Source organism: Rhodanobacter ginsengisoli, assembly GCF_042657065.1.
GTDB classification, from domain to species: domain Bacteria; phylum Pseudomonadota; class Gammaproteobacteria; order Xanthomonadales; family Rhodanobacteraceae; genus Rhodanobacter; species Rhodanobacter ginsengisoli.
Window position 1 is genome coordinate 602,749 of the sequence record NZ_JBHSNF010000001.1, and the last position, 19,441, is coordinate 622,189.

General features: G+C 67.1%; 14 protein-coding genes, 1 other RNA gene, 2 pseudogenes and 1 riboswitch. Of the genes and pseudogenes, 4 read left to right on the forward strand and 13 right to left on the reverse strand.

Annotated features, from left to right (window positions below; translation table 11 throughout):
• Positions 1-26 precede the first annotated feature (26 nt).
• The 3 genes from ACFPPA_RS02540 to ahcY form a co-directional block, all read right to left on the reverse strand.
• On the reverse strand, positions 27-626 hold the full coding sequence (locus ACFPPA_RS02540; protein ID WP_377316960.1) for a DUF4124 domain-containing protein: 600 nt from the start codon (positions 624-626) through the stop codon (positions 27-29).
• A 25-nt stretch (positions 627-651) separates the two neighbouring features.
• Positions 652-1,476: a methylenetetrahydrofolate reductase [NAD(P)H] gene (gene metF, locus ACFPPA_RS02545; RefSeq protein WP_377316962.1), complete on the reverse strand. Its 825-nt coding sequence runs from the start codon at positions 1,474-1,476 to the stop codon at positions 652-654.
• A 380-nt stretch (positions 1,477-1,856) separates the two neighbouring features.
• Positions 1,857-3,299 (reverse strand): adenosylhomocysteinase, encoded by a 1,443-nt coding sequence (gene ahcY, locus ACFPPA_RS02550; RefSeq protein WP_377316964.1) that lies wholly within the window; start codon positions 3,297-3,299, stop codon positions 1,857-1,859.
• A 20-nt stretch (positions 3,300-3,319) separates the two neighbouring features.
• Positions 3,320-3,449: riboswitch (S-adenosyl-L-homocysteine riboswitch) on the reverse strand.
• 96 nt (positions 3,450-3,545) lie between these two features.
• Between ahcY and ACFPPA_RS02555 the strand changes: the two are divergent.
• Both ACFPPA_RS02555 and ACFPPA_RS02560 read left to right on the forward strand, forming a co-directional pair.
• Positions 3,546-5,084 (forward strand): annotated as a pseudogene (locus ACFPPA_RS02555) (phosphoenolpyruvate carboxylase); the annotation flags it as partial.
• 129 nt (positions 5,085-5,213) lie between these two features.
• Positions 5,214-6,488, forward strand: a pseudogene (locus ACFPPA_RS02560) (phosphoenolpyruvate carboxylase); the annotation flags it as partial.
• Between the two features lie 37 nt (positions 6,489-6,525).
• On the opposite strand, the gene ACFPPA_RS02565 reads toward ACFPPA_RS02560, so the two are convergent.
• From ACFPPA_RS02565 to ACFPPA_RS02610, 10 genes are all read right to left on the reverse strand, one after another.
• Entirely contained in the window at positions 6,526-6,813 is a 288-nt protein-coding gene (locus tag ACFPPA_RS02565) for a GIY-YIG nuclease family protein (protein WP_377316966.1), read from the reverse strand.
• Between the two features lie 4 nt (positions 6,814-6,817).
• The gene (locus ACFPPA_RS02570; protein ID WP_377316968.1) at positions 6,818-7,447 is read right to left on the reverse strand and encodes a glutathione S-transferase family protein; all 630 of its coding nucleotides are present in this window, start codon (positions 7,445-7,447) and stop codon (positions 6,818-6,820) included.
• A gap of 72 nt (positions 7,448-7,519) precedes the next feature.
• Entirely contained in the window at positions 7,520-9,394 is a 1,875-nt protein-coding gene (locus tag ACFPPA_RS02575; RefSeq protein WP_377316970.1) for an ATP-binding cassette domain-containing protein, read from the reverse strand.
• Positions 9,395-9,663: 269 nt separating this feature from the next.
• On the reverse strand, positions 9,664-10,863 hold the full coding sequence (gene metK / locus ACFPPA_RS02580) for a methionine adenosyltransferase (protein ID WP_377316972.1): 1,200 nt from the start codon (positions 10,861-10,863) through the stop codon (positions 9,664-9,666).
• Between the two features lie 310 nt (positions 10,864-11,173).
• Positions 11,174-12,160: a tRNA dihydrouridine synthase DusB gene (gene dusB / locus ACFPPA_RS02585; protein ID WP_377316974.1), complete on the reverse strand. Its 987-nt coding sequence runs from the start codon at positions 12,158-12,160 to the stop codon at positions 11,174-11,176.
• A 58-nt stretch (positions 12,161-12,218) separates the two neighbouring features.
• Positions 12,219-13,499: a nucleoside permease gene (locus ACFPPA_RS02590; RefSeq protein WP_377316976.1), complete on the reverse strand. Its 1,281-nt coding sequence runs from the start codon at positions 13,497-13,499 to the stop codon at positions 12,219-12,221.
• 117 nt (positions 13,500-13,616) lie between these two features.
• A complete protein-coding gene (locus tag ACFPPA_RS02595; protein WP_377316978.1) occupies positions 13,617-14,213 on the reverse strand; it encodes a uracil-DNA glycosylase family protein in 597 nt (198 codons plus the stop codon).
• A 12-nt stretch (positions 14,214-14,225) separates the two neighbouring features.
• Positions 14,226-15,596, reverse strand: coding sequence for an FAD-binding oxidoreductase (locus tag ACFPPA_RS02600; RefSeq protein ID WP_377316980.1), 1,371 nt, complete (start codon positions 15,594-15,596; stop codon positions 14,226-14,228).
• Positions 15,597-15,626: 30 nt separating this feature from the next.
• Positions 15,627-15,983 carry a YraN family protein gene (locus ACFPPA_RS02605; protein WP_377316982.1) on the reverse strand — a complete coding sequence of 119 codons (357 nt, stop codon included), beginning with the start codon at positions 15,981-15,983 and terminating at the stop codon, positions 15,627-15,629.
• Positions 15,983-17,914, reverse strand: a complete 1,932-nt coding sequence (locus tag ACFPPA_RS02610; protein ID WP_377316984.1) for a penicillin-binding protein activator — start codon at positions 17,912-17,914, stop codon at positions 15,983-15,985. The genes ACFPPA_RS02605 and ACFPPA_RS02610 overlap by 1 nt, the downstream gene beginning before the upstream one ends.
• Positions 17,915-17,991: 77 nt before the next feature.
• Between ACFPPA_RS02610 and rsmI the strand changes: the two genes are divergently transcribed.
• Positions 17,992-18,825 carry a 16S rRNA (cytidine(1402)-2'-O)-methyltransferase gene (gene rsmI / locus ACFPPA_RS02615; protein ID WP_377316986.1) on the forward strand — a complete coding sequence of 278 codons (834 nt, stop codon included), beginning with the start codon at positions 17,992-17,994 and terminating at the stop codon, positions 18,823-18,825.
• Positions 18,826-18,884: 59 nt separating this feature from the next.
• Positions 18,885-19,247: RNase P RNA component class A (gene rnpB / locus ACFPPA_RS02620), an RNA gene on the forward strand.
• Positions 19,248-19,441 lie beyond the last annotated feature (194 nt).

The window sequence follows — 19,441 nt, forward strand, 5'->3', positions numbered from 1 at the left end:
GGACTGCCCATGATAACCGCTGCGGCTCAGTCCGCGCTGCGCAGCCACAGGCAGCCGGCACTGCGCACCACGTCGAACCGCTGCTCGCGGGGGCTCTCGCCGCCGTCGTTGCCGGCCATGTGCAGCACCAGTTGATCGTGCCGCGGCGGCTGGTCCGGCGGGGCATCGGCGCCGAATGGGGCACCGTCGTCGCCGGCCCCGGGCTGCGCTGGCGAATCGTTGTCGCTGTCGGCTGGCTCGCCCGGGATGTCGACATCCAGCAGTGGCGTTTTCATCAACTGGGTCAGCGAGCGTATGTCCGCCACCACGTCGCCGCGGCCGTAACCGTCCCACAGCATCAGGCCGGCCATGCGGTTGGCGTCGCGACCGGCAAACGCGTTGATCACGCCCTGTCGCAGCTGGCCCAGGCTGGCGGCGCACAGGATCGGCGGCGGCGCGGCAGACGGCGCCTCGGCATTCGGTCGGGCGGCGGAGTCGACCGGTGTGGCCTGCAGCGCGGCGCAGGGCTGGTCGGTGAACACCGCGCCGCCATTCGCACCGATGCAGTGGTGGATAGCCGCCTGGGCCATGGCCGGGACGGCCCGGACAAGCAGGACGAGGCACAGCAGGATGATCGGACGGCGCATCGCATCAGCATACGCGTCCCGTGCGTCAGGAAAGCTGCTGCAGTACCGCTTGTGTCGCCCTGGCCCGATTGAGCGTGTAGAAATGCAGGCCGGGCGCACCGCCCTCGAGCAGGCGCCGGCACAGCTGCGCCACCACCTCGGTGCCGAGGGCGCGCACGGACTCGGCGTCGTCCCCGTGGGCCTGCATGCGTTTGACGATCCAGCGCGGGATTTCCGCGCCGCACATGTCCGAGAAGCGCTTCAGCTGGCTGTAGTTCGAGATCGGCATGATGCCCGGCACGATCGGCACGTTTACGCCCAGTTTGCGCACGTCGTCGACGAAGCGGAAGTAGGCGTCGGGATTGAAGAAATACTGGGTGATTGCCCCGTTCGCGCCGGCGTCGATCTTGGCCTTGAAATGGTGCAGGTCGCGCAGCGCGTCGTCGGCCTGCGGATGGGTTTCCGGGTAGGCCGCCACCTCGATGTGGAAGTGGTCGCCGCAATGCTCGCGGATGAAGCTGACCAGCTCGGCGGCGTAGCGGAAGTCACCGGCCGTGGCCATGCCCGACGGCATGTCGCCGCGCAGCGCGACGATGCGTCGATAACCCGCCGCGCGGTACTCATCCAGCAACGCTGCCAGTTCGGCGCGAGTGCCGCCCACGCAGGACAGATGCGGCGCCACGTTCAGGCCATGGTGCGAATGCAGCCGCGCCACGGTATCGCCGGTATAGCTGAGCGTGGAGCCGCCGGCGCCGAACGTCACCGAGGCGTACTCCGGCCGATGGGCCTTGAGCAACTGCGCCGCGCGGTCGAGCTGGGTGCGCTGTTCGTCGGTCTTGGGCGGGAAGAATTCGAAGCTGATGGCCGGCATCGCCTGGGTTCCTGATGAACGATGTGGGCAAGTATATATCTCTATTTCGCGATGAAGCGATATATCGTATGGATCCGGCACGCCCGGGCGGGTCCATCGTTCCGGAGCCGATCGTCACGACGGCCTGTCGGGGGTCGTCCGTCATCAGGTACTGACCGGCTGGCCATCGGGTACCGGGGACCGCGGCGTCGATCGGTGTTTCCTGCGCGAATCGACTCGGCCGGGTGGGACCGCGCCAAGGACATGGCAGGCCTCCCAGGGGACAACCCGGGAAGACGCATGAGCCGCCGATTCCCGTGGACTGGAGAGTCGCCGAGGCAAAAAAAGGGCGCACCGGAGTGCGCCCTTCTTCATTCACCAGCAGCTGGCCGATCGGCCGATCAGTAGCGGTAATGCTCCGGCTTGTACGGGCCATCCACCGGCACGCCGAGGTACTTGGCCTGCTCGGTGCTGAGCTTGGTCAGCTTCACGCCGATCTTCTCCAGGTGCAGACGCGCGACTTCCTCGTCGAGCTTCTTCGGCAGGATGTAGACCTTGTTCTCGTACGTGTCCTTGTTCGCCCACAGGTCGATCTGCGCCAGGGTCTGGTTGGAGAACGAGTTCGACATCACGAAGCTGGGGTGGCCAGTGGCGCAGCCCAGGTTGACCAGCCGGCCTTCGGCCAGCAGGAACATCGCGTGGCCATCCGGGAACACGTACTTGTCCACCTGCGGCTTGATGTTGATCTTCTGCACGCCGGCCATGGTGTTCAGCGCGTCGACCTGGATCTCGTTGTCGAAGTGGCCGATGTTGCAGACGATCGCCTGGTCCTTCATGGCCTTCAGGTGATCGAGCGTCAGCACGTCCTTGTTGCCGGTGGTGGTGACGTAGATGTCGGCGCGGCCCAGGGTCGACTCGACGGTATTGACCTCGAAGCCTTCCATCGCCGCCTGCAGCGCGTTGATCGGATCGATCTCGGTGACCACCACGCGCGAGCCGTAGGCACGCAGGCTGTGGGCGCAGCCCTTGCCGACGTCGCCGTAGCCGCAGACCACAGCGAGCTTGCCCGCCAGCATCACGTCCATCGCGCGCTTCAGGCCGTCGGCCAGCGACTCGCGGCAGCCGTACAGGTTGTCGAACTTGCTCTTGGTGACCGAGTCGTTGACGTTGATCGCCGGCACCAGCAGCTTGCCGGCCTCCAGCATCTGGTACAGGCGGTGCACGCCGGTGGTGGTCTCCTCGGAGACGCCCTTCCAGTCCTTGACCACGGTATGCCAGTAGCCCGGACGCTCGCTGTGCACGCGCTTGAGCAGGTTCTTGATCACCTGCTCCTCGTGCGAGGACGCCTTCTCGTTGACCCAGTCCGAGCCGTTCTCCAGTTCGAAGCCCTTGTGGATCAGCAAGGTCACGTCGCCACCGTCATCGACCACCAGCTGCGGGCCGAGGAAGCCGCCCTTGCCGTCGGGGAAGCTCAGTGCCTCCAGCGTGCAGTCCCAGTATTCCTCCAGCGTCTCGCCCTTCCAGGCGAACACCGGCGTACCGGTCACGGCGATCGCGGCGGCGGCGTGGTCCTGGGTCGAGAAGATGTTGCACGAGGCCCAGCGCACGTCGGCGCCGATGTCCTTGAGCGTCTCGATCAGCACGGCGGTCTGGATCGTCATGTGCAGCGAGCCGGTCACGCGCACGCCCTTCAGCGGCTGCGCGGTGGCGTGCTTCTTGCGGATCGACATCAGACCCGGCATCTCGTGCTCGGCGATGTCCAGTTCCTTGCGGCCGAAGTCGGCGAGCGAAAGGTCGGCGACCTTGTAATCGTGGGTAACAGCGTCTTTGCTGACAGCGTTCATGCGTATCTCCGGTTAGTTGTATCAACCGGGCGCCGTTGTGGAACGTGCGCGCCGAGCCTGGCCGTCGGGTGATGTGCATGCACAAGCTGTGCAGGCGATCGCGGGTGGTTCCGCACTATCACGACAACGGTCGCAGCGCCCCTCGGCGGGCAGTACAAGCCGCTTATTGTAGCGGGAGATTCGATTTGACGCCTTACATGCCCCGGATTGGTTACGCTGGGGGCTTGACCCGTTTGGAGCCCGTTTATGGAAAGCAGCCGCGAACCCGACTTCCTGCCGCACGACGGTCCACTGCGCGAGGACGTGGGGCGGCTTGGCGCGATGGTCGGCCGGATGCTGGCCGAGCAGGGCGGAAATGCTTTTTTCGAGCGGGTCGAACAGGTACGCATGGCGGCCATCCGGCGGCGCCGGGAAGGGGCGCCGGTCACCGATCTGGCTGACTCGCTGGCCGGCCTGGATGCCGGACATGCCGAGGCGCTGGCGCGCGCGTTCGCCACCTATTTCCAGGCGGTGAACACGGCTGAACGGGTGCACCGCATCCGCCGTCGCCGCGACTACCAGCGCGAGGGCGGGGCGCCGCAACCCGAATCCCTGCTCGATGTGCTGGGGCGGCTGAAGGCACAGGGGGTGGGACCGGAGGAATTGCTCGAGTGGCTGGAGAAGCTGTGGATCGAGCCGGTGTTCACCGCGCATCCGACCGAAGCGGTGCGTCGCTCGCTGCTGGAGAAGGAGCAGGCGGTCGTGCGTTCGCTGATCGACAATTTCGACCCCACCCGCACCCCGCAGGAACGCAAGGAGGACGACGACCGCATCTACATGGCGTTGTCCTCCGGCTGGCAGACTGCCGAGGCGTCGCCGGTGCGTCCCACCGTGCAGGACGAGCACCATCACGTCGGTTTCTACCTCGCCAACCCGCTCTATCGCATCGTGCCGGCGCTGTACGAATCGCTGGCCGATGCGCTGCAGAAGGTCTATGGGGTGGCGGCGAGGCTGCCGCAATTGCTGGGCTTCGCGACCTGGGTCGGTGGCGACATGGACGGCAATCCGAACGTGGGCGCGGACACCATCGCCGCCAGCCTGGCCACCCAGCGCGCGCATGTGATCGAACACTATCTGGCCGACGTGACCGGTCTGGCGCGACTGCTCAGCCAGACCGAGGGGCGCGTCGCCGTCTCCGCCGCCCTGCAGCAGCGGCTGGCCGACTATCGCGCGCGCTTTCCGCAGGCCGCCGCGAAGATCCGCCCACGCCACGCCGACATGCCTTACCGCTGCCTGCTGACCCTGGTCGGTGCCCGTCTCGAAGCCAGCCTGGATGACGATCATGCCGAAGGCTACCGGACGGTCGCGGAGCTGCTCGACGACCTGCAGCTGATCGCCGACAGCCTGATCGAGCATCGGGGCCTGCATGCCGGTGCCTACGCCGTGCAGCGACTGATCCGCCGCGTGCGCACGTTCGGCCTGCATCTGGCCCGGCTCGACGTACGCCAGGATTCGCGCGTGCATGACGATGCGCTGGCCGCGTTGCAGGACGACCCGGACTGGCATGAGCGTCTGCCGGAGGAGCGCGTGCGTCGATTGGAGCCGTACGCCGCTGGCAGCCGGGTATTTGCGGGTAGCGATGACGAGAACGCGGTGACCATGCGCGCCGTGTTCCACGAGCTGGGTGAGGCCCGTGCGCGCTACGGTGCCGGGGCGATCGGGCTGTACATCATCAGCATGGCGCGCACGGCCGCCGATGTGCTGGCGGTGCTGGCGCTGGCGCGCCATGGCGGGCTGGTCGAATCACCCCCTCTCCCCGTCGGGGAGAGGGCTGGGGTGAGGGGACACGCTGGAGAAGAGGCGTCCGATGAGCGAGCTTCGATCGGCGGCCCCGCGAGCACCGGCCCCTCACCTCAATCCTCTCCCCGACGGGGAGAGGAGGCGAACGCAAACAGCGTGCTCATGGCGAGCACCCGCCCCTCATCCGGCCCTTCGGGCCACCTTCTCCCCGAGGGGGAGAAGAGAGCAAGTCATACTGCGTTGCAGAATGTGCCTTTGGACATTGCGCCGTTGTTCGAGACGGTCGACGACCTGAAGAATGCGCCGGCCACGTTGCGCGCGCTGCTGGGCGATCCGGTCTATCGCCAGCATCTGGCTGCCCGCGGGGACCAGCAGTGGGTGATGCTGGGCTATTCCGACAGCGGCAAGGACGGCGGCACGCTGGCCTCGCGCTGGGGTCTGCAGCGCGCCCAGGTCGAATTGCTCGAGGTGGCCCACGCCGCCGGCATCCATCTGGCGTTCTTCCATGGTCGCGGCGGCTCGGCCAGTCGCGGCGGCGCGCGCATCGCGCCGGCGCTGATGTCATCGCCGCGCGGCTCGGTCGCCGGTGTGCTGCGGGTGACCGAGCAGGGCGAGGTGATTCACCGCAAGTACGGCATCCGCGCGCTGGCGCTGCGCAACCTGGAGCAGACCGTCGGTGCGGTGCTCAGCGCGTCGCTGCGCCCGCGCGAGGACGAACCGCGCGAGGGGCGTTGGCGTGCGCAGATGGACATGCTGTCGGCCAGCAGCCGGCAAACCTATCGCGCCTTCGTCGACCACCCGCATTTCGTGGATTATTTCCGCGCGGCCACGCCGATCGACGTGATCGAGCGGATGACCCTGGGCTCGCGTCCGTCCAGCCGCCGCAGCATGCGCGGGGTGCAGGACCTGCGCGCGATTCCGTGGGTCTTTGCCTGGACCCAGTGCCGCTCGATCCTGCCCGGCTGGTATGGCCTGGGCAGCGCGCTGGAGCAGGGCGTGCACGAATTCGGCGAAGAGGCGATGATCGAGATGGCGAATGACTGGCCGTTCTTCAGCAACATGCTGGACGACGTCGAAATGGTGCTGGCCAAGTCCGATCTGGATATCGCCGAGGCATTCTCCCGCCTGTCCGGTTCCCTGCACGATGAGCTGTTCGGGAAGATACGCGGCGAGTTCGCCAGTACCCGTCGCTGGCTGCTGCGGCTGAAGGGCCATGACATGCTGCTGCAGGATGCGCCCCGTCTGGCCGCCTCGATTCGTCTGCGCAATCCCTACGTCGATCCGATGAGCCTGCTGCAGGTCGACCTGCTGCAACGCTGGCGCGCAGGCGACCGCAGCGACGATGCCCTGCTGCAGGCGCTGGTGGCCTGTGTCAACGGCGTTTCCCAGGGGCTGCAAAACACCGGTTGATCGATCCGGCTGGCTGATCAGCGATCACCAGTGCGGGTCACCGCGTGCCTCGCGCCGCCATGCCTTCGTGCAACGCGGCAATGCGCGCAGCGCGTGGCAACTTCTTCCAGGCGATCTCCAGGCGCAGCGCCTCGCTGTGGCCGGCGACCCAGACCCAGCCGAGCAACTGGCGTGGCGGGTTGGAGCGGGTGAAGCGGGCGCCCTTGCCGCCGAGATGTTTCGCGTAACGCAGTTCGGGATCGCGCGCGATGCCGGTGTAGACGCGGCCGTCGGCGCATTCCAGCAGGTAGACGGCCCAGGCATCGGCGTCGGGCGCCGCTCTCATGGGTTCAGGCCCACTCGGTGAGGCCCTCGTTGGCGCACAGGCGTTGCCACGAGGGGCGCGCCTTCAGCCGCGTGGCCAGCTCGGCCAGATGCGGCCAGCTGGTTGCCGGACGCGGCATGTTGCGCGACCAGCGCATCAGCATCAACGCATACAGGTCGACCACGCTGAATGTCTCGCCGAGCAGGTACGGACCGTGGGTCGCCAGGTGGGTGTTGATCCGCGACCAGCACGCCTCCACGCCGATGCGTGCCGCTTCCTTGACCGCATCGCTGGCGCTGGGAAGGTCGTCGTCCGGATAGAACCACTGGCGGAATCGCGGCTGCAGCGAGTTGGCCAGGTACAGCATCCATTGCAGGTAATCGGCCCGCTCGGGGCTGCCCATCGCCGGCGCCAGCGCGGCGTCGGCATGCCGCTCGGCCAGCAGCATGGCCAGCGCCGCCGCTTCGCCGTGTGGCACGCCATCGATCAGCAGGGTCGGCACCACGCCGTTCGGATTCAGCGCCAGGTAGGCCACGCTGCGCTGCTGTCCGGCCTCCAGATCGACCCGTTCCAGCACGTGCGGGGCACCGCACTCGAGCAGGACCAGGTGTACCAGCATGCTGGCTGAGCCGGGGCTGTAGTAGAGCGTGTACATGGGCATCGTCCGTCGGAATCGTCCGCGGATGATACGCCGCGCAGCCAGGGCGGACCCGGTGAGCCGGAGGGTTCAGCCGTCCAGCGCGGTCCAGCGTGCGAATGCGATGTCGAGTTCGGCCTGCAGCGCCACCAGGGCCTCGTTCGCCTTGACGATGGCGGTGCTGTCCTGCTGGAAGAAGGCCGGATCGTTCATCGCCGCCGTGCGACTGGCAATGTCGCCTTCCAGTTGCTCGATGCGCTTGGGCAACTGCTCCAGCTCGCGCTGTTCCTTGAAGCTGCGCTTGCGCCTGGGTTCCGCCGGGGTGACGGCTGCCACCGGTCCGGAGGCGGCCGGTTTGCCCGTGGCCACGCCGCGTGCAGCGGGTCGCTGGCGCAACCAGTCGGTGTAGCCGCCCACGTATTCGCCGATCCGGCCTTCGCCCTCCAGCACCAGGGTCGAGGAGACCACGTTGTCGAGGAAGGCGCGGTCATGCGAGACCAGCAGCAGGGTGCCCTGGTAGTCGGTCAGCAACTCTTCGAGCAGCTCCAGTGTCTCGACGTCCAGGTCGTTGGTCGGCTCATCCATCACCAGCAGGTTCGACGGCTGGGCGAAAAGCTTGGCCAGCAGCAGCCGGTTGCGCTCGCCGCCGGACAGGCGGGTGATCGGCGAACGCGCGCGCTCGGGCGAGAACAGGAAGTCCTGCAGGTAGCCGACGATGTGCTTGCGCTGGCCGTTGAGCTCGATGAACTCACGGCCCTCGGCGACGTTGTCCAGCGCGTTCAACTTGTCGTTGAGCTGCAGCCGATGCTGGTCGAAATAGGCAATCTGCAGGCTGGTGCCCAGGGTCGCCTCGCCGCGCAGCGGCTGCAGCTCGCCCAGCATGATCTTCAGCAACGTGCTCTTGCCGGCACCATTCGGGCCGATGATGCCGATGCGGTCGCCGCGCATGATCGTGGTGCTGAGATCGTCGATCAGCACCCGACCGCCAAAGGCCTGGTGCACGTGCTGCAGGTCGATCACCTTCTTGCCGGAAGATTGCCCCGTCGCCACGGCCATCTTCGCATTGCCGGTGAGGTTGCGCCGTTCGGCGCGTTCGTTGCGCAGCGCCTTCAGCGCGCGCACGCGCCCCTCGTTGCGGGTGCGCCGGGCCTTGATGCCCTGGCGGATCCACACTTCCTCCTGCGCCAGCTTCTTGTCGAACAGCGCGTTCGCCTGCGACTCCGCATGCAGGCGCTCCTCGCGCCGGCGCAGGTAGTTGTCGTAGTCGCCCGGCCAGTCGGTCAGCGCGCCGCGGTCGATCTCGACGATGCGGGTGGCCAGCGCGCGCAGGAAACTGCGGTCATGGGTGACGAAGATGATGCTGCCGGCGAACTGCTTGAGAAACGTCTCCAGCCAGCCGATCGCCTCGATGTCGAGGTGGTTGGTCGGTTCGTCCAGCAGCAGCACGTCGGGCTTGCGCACCAGCGCCTGGGCCAGCAGCACGCGCCGCTTCATGCCGCCGGACAGCGCGGCGAAGTCGGTCTCGCCGGGCAGTTCGAGCTGGGTCAGCACCTCGGTCACCCGGCGATCCAGGTCCCAGCCGTGCTGCGCCTCGATCTGCGACTGCACCTCGCCCAACGCATCGAAATCGGCCTGGGTATGCAGCTCGTGCAACAGATGGTGATAGCGCGCCAGCAGGTGGCCGAGATCGCCCAGCCCCTCGGACACCACGTCGAACACGTTGCCGGCGGTGTCCTGCGGCACTTCCTGCGCCATCCGGGCCACCACCACGCCGTTCTGGATGCGCACCTCGCCGTCGTCGGCATGCAGCTCGCCGGCGATCAGCTTCATCAGGGTGGATTTGCCTTCGCCGTTGCGACCGACGATGCACACCCGTTCGTTCGCCTCGATCGACAGATCGACGTGTTCGAGCAGGAGCGGGCCGCCGATACTGAAGTCGACGCGTTGCAGTTGGATAAGAGACATCCGCCCATTGTAGCGGCTGGCGCTTTGAAAGCCGCTTTTCAGAGTTCCGATCGTTTTGAAAGGTTCATGGTGGTTCCTGTGGATCGGTGTCACCGCTTGCAAGCCGGGCCATCGCGGATATTGCACTGACGCACGCATCGCATCGCGCAAGTCGATCGCACGGCCCGGCCACAAGCGGCCTGTCGCATCCGGGTGGCACAGCATCCTGGCCTGAAATGGAAACGGGCCGCTCAAGGCGGCCCGTCTCGTTTGCAGCGCGTGGCGACGGCTTACTTCAGCTTGGCATCCTTGCGCAGCGCCTCGGCGCGGTCGGTCTGCTCCCACGAGAACGTGGTGTAGCTGTTGCCGTTGGCGTCCTTGACCTTCTGCGGGGTGCGGCCGAAGTGGCCGTAGCTGGCGGTCTGCTGGTACATCGGGTGGATCAGGTCGAGCATCTTGAGGATGCCGTACGGGCGCAGGTCGAAATGCTTGCGGATCAGCTTCTCGATCTGCTCGTCGCTGATCTTGCCGGTGCCGAACGTGGTGACCGAGATCGAGGTCGGGTGGGCCACGCCGATCGCGTAGCTGACCTGCACTTCGCAGCGGTCGGCGATGCCAGCGGCCACGATGTTCTTGGCCACGTAGCGCGCGGCGTAGGCGGCCGAACGATCGACCTTGGACGGGTCCTTGCCGGAGAACGCACCGCCACCGTGACGGGCCCAGCCGCCGTAGGTGTCCACGATGATCTTGCGCCCGGTCAGGCCGCAGTCGCCCACCGGCCCGCCGATCTCGAACTTGCCGGTCGGGTTGATGTGGAACTTGGTGCCCTTGTGCAGCCATTTCGCCGGCAGCACCGGCTTGAGGATGTACTCGCGCACGGCCTCGATCAGGTCCTTCTGCTTGATGCCCGGATCGTGCTGGGTCGACAGCACGACCGCATCGATCGCGGTGGCGACGCCATGCTCGTAGCGCAGGGTGACCTGGCTCTTGGCATCCGGGCGCAGCCACGGCAGCGGCGAGTTCTTCTGCTTGCGCACCTTGGCCTGCTGCTCGACCAGGCGATGCGAAAAGTGGATCGCCGCCGGCATGAAGGTCCTGGTTTCGTTGGTGGCGTAGCCGAACATCAGGCCCTGGTCGCCCGCGCCCTGTTCTTCCGGATTCTTGCGGTCGACGCCGCGGTTGATGTCCGGCGACTGCTTGCCGATCAGGTTCAGCACGCCGCAGGTCTCGCCGTCGAAACCGACTTCGCTGGAGTTGTAGCCGATGTCGACGATGACCTTGCGGGTCAGCGCCTCCAGGTCGATCCACGCACTGGTGGTGACTTCGCCGGCGACGATCGCCACGCCGGTCTTGACCATGGTTTCGCAGGCGACGCGGGCACGCGGATCCTGGATCAGGATCGCATCGAGCACGGCGTCGGAGATCTGGTCGGCGACCTTGTCCGGATGGCCTTCGGAGACCGATTCGGAGGTGAACAGGTAGTTGGACATCGCGGTATATATCCTTTCGTGCGGATAGAGAGATAAAGGGTAGCTGGCCATGATACAACGGCTCGGCCGGGTTTGCAGCTGGATGCCGGCAGCCGTGGCAGGGTCCGTTCAGACGTCTGGATGGCCGCAGGTGTTTTCCCAAAGCGTCTCGCAACGATTGCGACCGTCTTGCCTGGCCGGGCAACGGTCCGGGTCGGTCCGACCAGGGCGAGAGGCCTGGCCGGCGTCGAACGCGCCCGCCGGCGGAGATTTCCAGACACGGTGTCCCGCGGCACGCCGCGCCCCTCGGCCGCATGGGGCAGCCGGGTGATCATGCGGCCAGGCGTTCGCCGGCCGCGAGCGCAGCGAAGTAGTCGCGGGTCAGCCGCAGTTGCGTATCGGCCGACTCGGCGCGATTGACCACTTGCCGGAACGCGGCATTCTCCGGGCGGTCCTTCGCATACCAGCCCAGATGCTTGCGGGCGATGCGCACGCCGGCCAATTCGCCATAGAAGGCGTAGAGCTGTTCGAGGTGGCCGATCAGGATGTGGCCGACTTCGCCCGGCCCGGGTTCCGGCAGCAGCTCGCCGGTGGCCAGGTAATGTGCGATCTCGCGGAAGATCCAGGGCCGCCCCTGTGCGCCGCGACCGATCATCAGCGCATCGGCGCCGGTGAGGTCCAGCACGCGGCGGGCCTGCTGCGGCGTGGTGACGTCGCCGTTGGCCAGCACCGGCATGCGTACCGCGGCCTTCACCGCGGCGATGGTGTCGTACTCGGCGTTGCCCTCGTACTTGTCGGCACGGGTGCGCCCGTGCACGGCCAGCGCCGCGATGCCGGCATCTTCGGCGATCCGGGCGATGTTCAGCGCATTGCGGTTGTCACGATTCCAGCCGGTGCGGATCTTCAGCGTTACCGGCACCTCGACCGCCTCGACCACTGCCTTGACGATGCGCGCGACCAGCGGCTCGTCCTGCAGCAGGGCCGAACCGGACCATACGTTGCACACCTTCTTGGCCGGGCAGCCCATGTTGATGTCGATGATCTGTGCGCCGTTGGCGACGTTGAAGCGAGCCGCCTCGGCCAGCATGGCCGGGTCGTAGCCGGCGATCTGCACGCTGACCGGCTCGGGTTCGCCGGCGTGATCCATCCGCTGCAGCGACTTGCGCGTATGCCACAGCCGCGGATCGGCATTGGTCATCTCCGACACGGCCAGACCCGCGCCGAGCCGTTTGCACAGCAGGCGGAACGGCTTGTCGGTGACGCCGGCCATCGGGGCGAGCACCAGTGGCGGGTCGATGCAGTAGCGGCCGATCTTCATCCGCGCATTGTAGCGGCAGTCGGGATCGCCGCCCGCGGCGAAGGCGCGGGCCGCCGCGTCAGGGTGCCGCCACCTCGCCGCGGCCGGGATGGGCGCTGCTGAGCACACCGGCATCGTGCTTGTGGCGGAACAGGAACACGAACAGCAGCGCCACCACCAGCGAATACGAGGCGAACGTCATCCAGATGCCGTGCCAGTCCTTGCTGCCGTCGGCGTGGGTGAACCAGGTGTCGATGATCAGGCCGCTCAGCGAGCTGCCCAGTACCGCGCCGACGCCGTTGGTCATCAGCATGAACAGGCCCTGCGCGCTGGCGCGGATCGCCGGGTCGCTCTGCCCCTCGACGAACAGGGAGCCGGAGATGTTGAAGAAGTCGAACGCCATGCCGTAGACGATGCACGACAGCACGATCATCCACAGGCCGGGGCCCGGATCGCCATAGGCGAACAAGCCGAAGCGCAGGGTCCACGCCAGCATGCTGATCAGCATCACCGTCTTGATGCCGAAACGCTTCAGGAAGAACGGGATGGCCAGGATGAACAGCGTTTCGGAGACCTGCGAGATCGACATGATGATCGCGGGGTAGCGCACCGCGACCATGCCCTTGTAGGCATCGACCGTGGCGAAATCGTGCAGGAAGGTGTCGCCGTAGGCATTGGTCAGCTGCAGCGCGGCGCCCAGCAGCATCGCGAAGATGAAGAAGATCGCCATCTTGCCGTTGCGGAACAGCTTGAACGAGGTCAGCCCGAGCATGTCCAGCAGCGACTTGTCCGGCAGGCGCCCGAGCTTGGGCGGGCAGGGCGGCAGGCTGAACGCATACAGGCCGAGTACCAGCGCTGCGGCGGACGCCACGTAGAACTGTCCGGTCGAGGTTTCCAGATGCAGCAGGCTGACGGTCCACAGCGCCGCGATGAAGCCGATCGTGCCCCACACCCGGATCGGCGGATAGTCGATCACCACGTCCTTGCCGTCGCCCTTCAGTGCCGAGTAGGCCACCGCGATCGCCAGCGAAATCGTCGGCATGTAGCACATCATGTTCAGCAGCATCACCCAGAACAGGGTGGTGGGATTGTCGATGCTCGGGATGATGAACAGCACCACCGCGCCGGCGATGTGCAGCAGGCCGTAGAGCTTTTCCGCATTGATCCACTTGTCGGCGATCACGCCCATCAGCGAGGGCATGAACAGCGAGGCGATGCCCATGGTCGAGAAGATCGCGCCGAACTGGGCGCCGGACCAGTGCCGGTACTGGAACCAGTAGGCGCCGATGGTGATCAGCCATGAGCCCCACACGAAAAATTGCATGAAGTTCATCGCGATCAGGCGGAGCTTGATGCTCATCGACAGATATCCGGCATGTGGAGTCCCCAGGTTGGGCCGGGGGACGATCCCGGGCCATGTAGCTTCGGCAGGTTAGATGAAGCGGCGGGCGCCGGGCAAGGCGCGCCGTGAGTGCGCTCAGTCGTCGTCATGCAATGCCGCGGCGACGTGCTCGCGTGCGGCCGGCAGCAATTCGGTTTCGAACCACGGATTGCGGGTCAGCCACAGCCGGTTTCGCGGGCTCGGGTGCGGCAACGGCAGCTGGCCGCGGGCGAGATGGGCGCGCCATGCCAGTACGGTGTCGGTAAGGCGCGTGCCGCGCGGTACGCCGAGCAGGCCGGCCTGCGCGTACTGGCCGATCAGCAGGGTCAGCCGCACCCGGCGAAGCAACGGCAACAGCCGCGGATGCCAGGTCGGTGCGCACTCCGGTCGGGGCGGCAGGTCGCCGCCACGGCCGGTGCCGGGAAAACAGAAGCCCATCGGCACGATCGCGATGCGGGTCGCGTCGTAGAACGTGTCGCGGTCGATGCCGAGCCACTCGCGCAGTCGTTCGCCGCTGGCGTCGTTGAACGGGAGGCCGCTCTCATGCACCTTGCGTCCCGGCGCCTGGCCGACGATCAGCAGCCGCGAGGTAGACGACGCCTGCAATACCGGTCGTGGCCCCAGCGGCAGGTGGGCCGCGCAGAGCCGGCAGCGGTGGATTTCGCCAAGCAATCGGGTCAGCCGGTCAGCCATCGCGAGCTCCGTTCAAGGCAGCAGCTTGCCCGGATTGAGAATGCCGTCGGGGTCGAATGCATTCTTGACGTTGCGCATCAGCCCCAGTGCATTCGGCGACAGCGCCAGTGGCATGAACTCGCGCTTGACCAGGCCGATGCCATGTTCGCCCGACAGCGTGCCGTCCAGTGCGATCACCAGCGCGAACAGGTCGGCCAGGCAGGCATGCGCGCGCTCGCGTTCGGCCTCGTCGCGGGGCAGCAGGTTCACGTGCAGGTTGCCGTTGCCGGCATGACCGAAGCTGACGATCAGCACGTCGTGTCGGGCCGACAGCTGCTTGATCCCATCGACCAGTGCGGGCAGGTGACTGACCGGCACCACCACGTCCTCGTTGATCTTGTTCGGCGAAATCGTGCGTTGCGCCGGCGACAGCGCCTTGCGTGCGGACCACAGCGCGAGCGTCTCCTCGGCGCTGCGCGCGATGCTCAGCTGCTCCAGTCCGTCACCGCGTGCCGCGGCGGAAACCGCCTCCACCGCACCGTCCAGCGTGGCCGGTTCGCCATCGACTTCGATCATCAGCATGGCGCCGGCCAGCGGCACGCTGTCGCCGCCATGCGCGTGGGCCAGCTTCAGCGCCACGTCGTCGATGAATTCCAGCGCGCACGGCGTCACCGGTTGCGCCATGATCCGCGCCACCGCTCGGGCGGCCGCGCCCACATCCCGGTAGGTCGCGCGCACGGTGCGTATCGCCGAAGGCTTCGGCGTGAGCTTGAGGGTGGCTTCGGTGATCAGCGCCAGCGTGCCTTCCGAGCCGATCAGCAAGCGGGTCAGGTCGTAACCGGTGGCCCCCTTGCTGGTGTATGTACCGCAACGAAAGCCTTCGCCGCTGCCGGCCACCGCGCGCAGGCCCAGCGTATTTTCGCGCGGCGTGCCGTACTTCACCGCGCGCGGTCCGGCCGAGTTGCAGGCCAGGTTGCCGCCGACGCTGCACCATGGCGCCGAGCTGGGGTCCGGTGGCCAGAAGAAGCCGTGCGGCGCCAGCGCCTTCTGCAGATCGCCGTTCAGGACGCCCGGCTCGACTACGGCGAGGCGGTTGTCCGGATCGATGCGCAGGATCCGGTTCATCCGCTCGAAACTCACCACCACGCCGCCCTCCACCGGCACCGTGGCGCCGGTGGTGTTGCTGCCGCGGCCGCGCGCGACGACCGGCAATCGGTACTCGCGGCAGGCCTGCACCAGCGCCTCGACCTGCGCGTGCCCGGTGGGAAACACTACGGCATCGGGCAAGGCGTGGCGGCGTGAATTGTCATACGAGTAGGCAATCCGCTCGGCTTCGCCGGTGGCGAGCGCATCGGCGGGGAAGATTCCGCGCAGGCGGGTGAGCAGTTCGGCGGCTGGAGGCATGGATGAAGCCTATCGCAATCGTGGGCCGTGTCAGTCCGCTTCGAACGCGCCACGCAGCCATCGGCGCTGGGTCGCGTCGACCGGACCATCGTAGCTGACCACGTCGAAACGGCATGCCCGCCGGGCGTGCTGCGGATGGGCCGCCAGCCAGTGCCTGGCGGCCAGGATCAGCCTCGCCTGCTTGCTGTTCGTGACCGAGGCGGCGGCATCGCCGTGGCTGGCACTCCTGCGATAGCGCACCTCGACGAAGACCACGGTGTCGCCATCGCACATCACCAGATCCAGCTCGCCGTGGCGCGTGGTGTAATTGCGCGCCAGCAGCTTCAGTCCGGCGCGTTCGAGTTCGACACAGGCACGCTGCTCGAAGCCATCGCCGGCGGCGCGCATCAGCCCGTGACGGGCGGGTTGCCGGTCGCCGGTGACGAACTGGCGGGTGCCGGGCTGGTCGGTGGCGCGCTGGTCGGTGGCGCGCTGGAAGGTACGTCGTCCATCTGCAGGCTGCCACCCAGCGGTCGCGCCAGGCCGTCCTGGAATTTCGCCCAGATCAGCACGCGCCGCACGCGGCCGAAGTGGTCGGCCGCGAGCTGGCCGCTGGCACCGGGCACGTAGCTGCCCGGATGTGCGCGCAGCCAGTCGAGGTAGGGCACCAGATTCCACGCATCCATGCCGAAGGCGAACAAGCGGGCGGCACCCCCGCGGGCAGCCGGCAGCTGCGCGGCGACGTCGGCATGGTTCGGCAGGCCCGGTTGGGCGTCGAACAGCCACGGTGCATCGCAGAACTCCACTCCATCCAGGTCACGGTTGGCGGCGACATCGTCGTCGCCTGCATAGACATGCGATGTCGCAATCACCGGCAGGTTGACCTGGGCGATACGCAGCTGCGGCAGCAGCAGGCGTGCCTGTTGCGGGCGCATGCTGATGAAGATGCCCGCATCGTCGTTGACGCCGCCCATGCCCGTACCCGTGGCGCTGCCGGTCGAAGCAGCGGTGGCGGGCGCGGAGCTGGACGCTTGCATGTGCATGCCGGCGATGGCGTCGGCGTAACTGGTCGTGCCAGCCGGCAGCACGACCATGCCGGCGACTTCACCGCCGCGGGCCACCAGCTCGGCCTTGAATGCGCTGGCCGCGCGCTGGGCGAAGTCGTCGCCGGAGATCAGCACGTAACCGCGGCGCAGGCCGCGCTCGACCATGTGGTCCGCGGCCTGGGCCCCTTCGGTTTCCGGCAGCAGGCCGAATTCACTGGCATCGCCGCTCGGCAACTGTCGGTCGTCCGGATGATTCAGCGCCAGCACGGGAACCGGCAAACTCGCCTGGCTGAACACCGCGGTGACTTCGCCCCGGGTGAGCGGGCCGACCACCAGCCGGGCGCCATCGCTTGCCGCCTGTCGATATGCCGCGATCGCGCCGTCAGCCGTACCCTTGCTGTCGTACACGCGCACCAGCGGACGCGGGGCATGATTGCGGCCGGCATCGAGATAGGCCGCGAAGAAACCTTGCCGGATCGATGTGCTGGCGGCCGCGAAATTGCCATCGGCGGGCAGCAGCAGGGCCACCTGGGATGGCACCTTGTAGCCTTCGCGCACGTTGGCATCGGCACCCGGCAGCAGCGTGCCCACCTGCTGCTGCAATTCCGGCTGGGGCTGGGCGACGGCGACGCCGAGCTGACTCAGGGTTTCATTGACCCAGGGCAGCATGCGATCACCCGGCTGCATCGCGGCGGCGCGTCGCTGGAGCGGCTCGACGCCCAGCTTGTTCAGCAGGTCGAGGATCTGTTGGCGATTCTGGGCGTGATCGAAGCCGCTCAGCTGCTCGTCCATCTGGACGCGCGTGCGCGCGGCACCCCAGTTGTCGCCACTTGCCGCCATCGCACGGGCGCGCAACTCGAGCAAGCGCAATTGCAGCGAGGCGGGCACGACGAGGTTGGGCTGGGTGGTCAGTCGCAGTGCGGTGGCCGCATCGTGCAGCTTGAGTGCCAGTTCGGCCTGCAGCAGGTCGAGGCGCAATGGCTCGTCATCGGTGAGATGCTGGCGCTTGATGCTGGCGAGGATCGGGCCGGCGCGCTCGATCTGGCCTTCCTGGCGCCATGCCTCGGCAGCCAGCAGGCGATAGCTGTCGGCGTGACCGGGGGACTGGCCGGCCAGCGTCAGGTAAGCCTGTGCGGCCTGATCGAACTGGCCCTGGCGCGCCAGCGCGGCGGCACTCTGCGCGGCAGCCATCTCCGCCGGCGAACGCGGGGCATTCATCGGCACACAGGCGGCCAGCACGAGTGAAAAAAGCAATCCGGTCGCGGCGGCGCGCGATAGGCGCATGAAGCGCATGGGCGATCCCTTGTTCGTCATGGTCGTCAATGCGCGATCATAGCCGATCGTCTTGCCGGCCCATGGAGTTCCCCCCGATGTCATCTGTTCAGCCAGGCTGCCTGTGGGTAGTGGCCACCCCGATCGGTCATCGCGATGATCTGTCCGCCCGTGCGATCGAGAGTTTGCGCCAGGTGGCGGTGATCGCGGCGGAGGACACCCGTCACAGTCGACCGTTGCTCGTGCACCACAACATCGACACCCCGCTGATCGCGCTGCATGAGCACAATGAGCGTGATGCGGTGGATGCGATCGTGCGGCGGTTGCAGTCGGGCGATTCGGTGGCGTTGATCTCCGATGCCGGGACGCCATTGATCAGCGACCCGGGCTTTCGGCTGGTGCGTGCTGCACGCGCGGCCGGCATCCGCTGCATCCCGGTGCCGGGTGCCTGTGCCGCGATCGCCGGGCTGTCGGTGGCCGGCCTGCCCAGCGACCGTTTCGTGTTCGAGGGTTTCCTGCCACCCAAGGCGGCGGCGCGGCGCAGTCGTCTGCAGGAACTGTGCGGGGATGCGCGCACCCTCATCTTCTATGAGTCGTCGCACCGGGTTGCCGAAAGCCTGGCCGACATGCGCGACATCTTCGGGCCGGGCCGGGAGGCGGTGCTGGCGCGCGAACTCACCAAGATGTTCGAGACGGTGCTGGGTGAGCCGCTGGCGGATCTGGCGGCCCGGGTGGCGGCCGATCCCGACCAGCAGCGGGGCGAATGCGTGATCCTGGTTGCCGGGCGTGGCGAGGAGATCGATGCGAAGCTGGCCGAGGGGCAGCGTGTGTTTGCGATCCTGCGCGAGGAACTGCCGCCGGCGAAGGCGGCAAAAATGGCCGCGGCGATCACAGGGGCGCAACGCAAGGCGCTCTACGAGGGCGAGAAATGAGGGGAAGCCTGAACACTCTTTTCTCACTCCTCTCCACTCACTCCTGTATTCTTGTCGGCGGAGTCGGCCGGACAGTCGCGTCGCGCGCAAGCGCATCGAGGAAAGTCCGGGCTCCGCAGGGCAGAGTGCCAGGTAACTCCTGGGCAGCGTGAGCTGACGGCCAGTGCAACAGAGAGCAGACCGCCGATGGCCCGCAAGGGCACAGGTAAGGGTGAAAGGGTGCGGTAAGAGCGCACCGCACGCGGGGACAACGTCGCGTGGCACGGTAAACCCCACTCGGAGCAAGACCAAATAGGGGAACGATAACGCGGCCCGCGTTGTTCCCGGGTAGGTTGCTGGAGCCAGACGGTGACGTCTGGCCGAGAGGAATGACTGTCGCGTCGCAAGACGTACAGAACCCGGCTTACAGGCCGACTCCACCTCTTTCGCAAGTACCCCGCCAGCGCGGCTCACCGCGCTGGCGGGGTACGCGGCTTTGTGAACGCCGATTCATCCCGAACCGCTGTCGACGCGCAATTTCGTCCGGTTTGATCCCGAATTGGCGCGGATTGATTCGCAAAAAAATCCATGCATTCAAACACCTTGCTGGTGTTCCTGAGAAAATGCTGCACATACG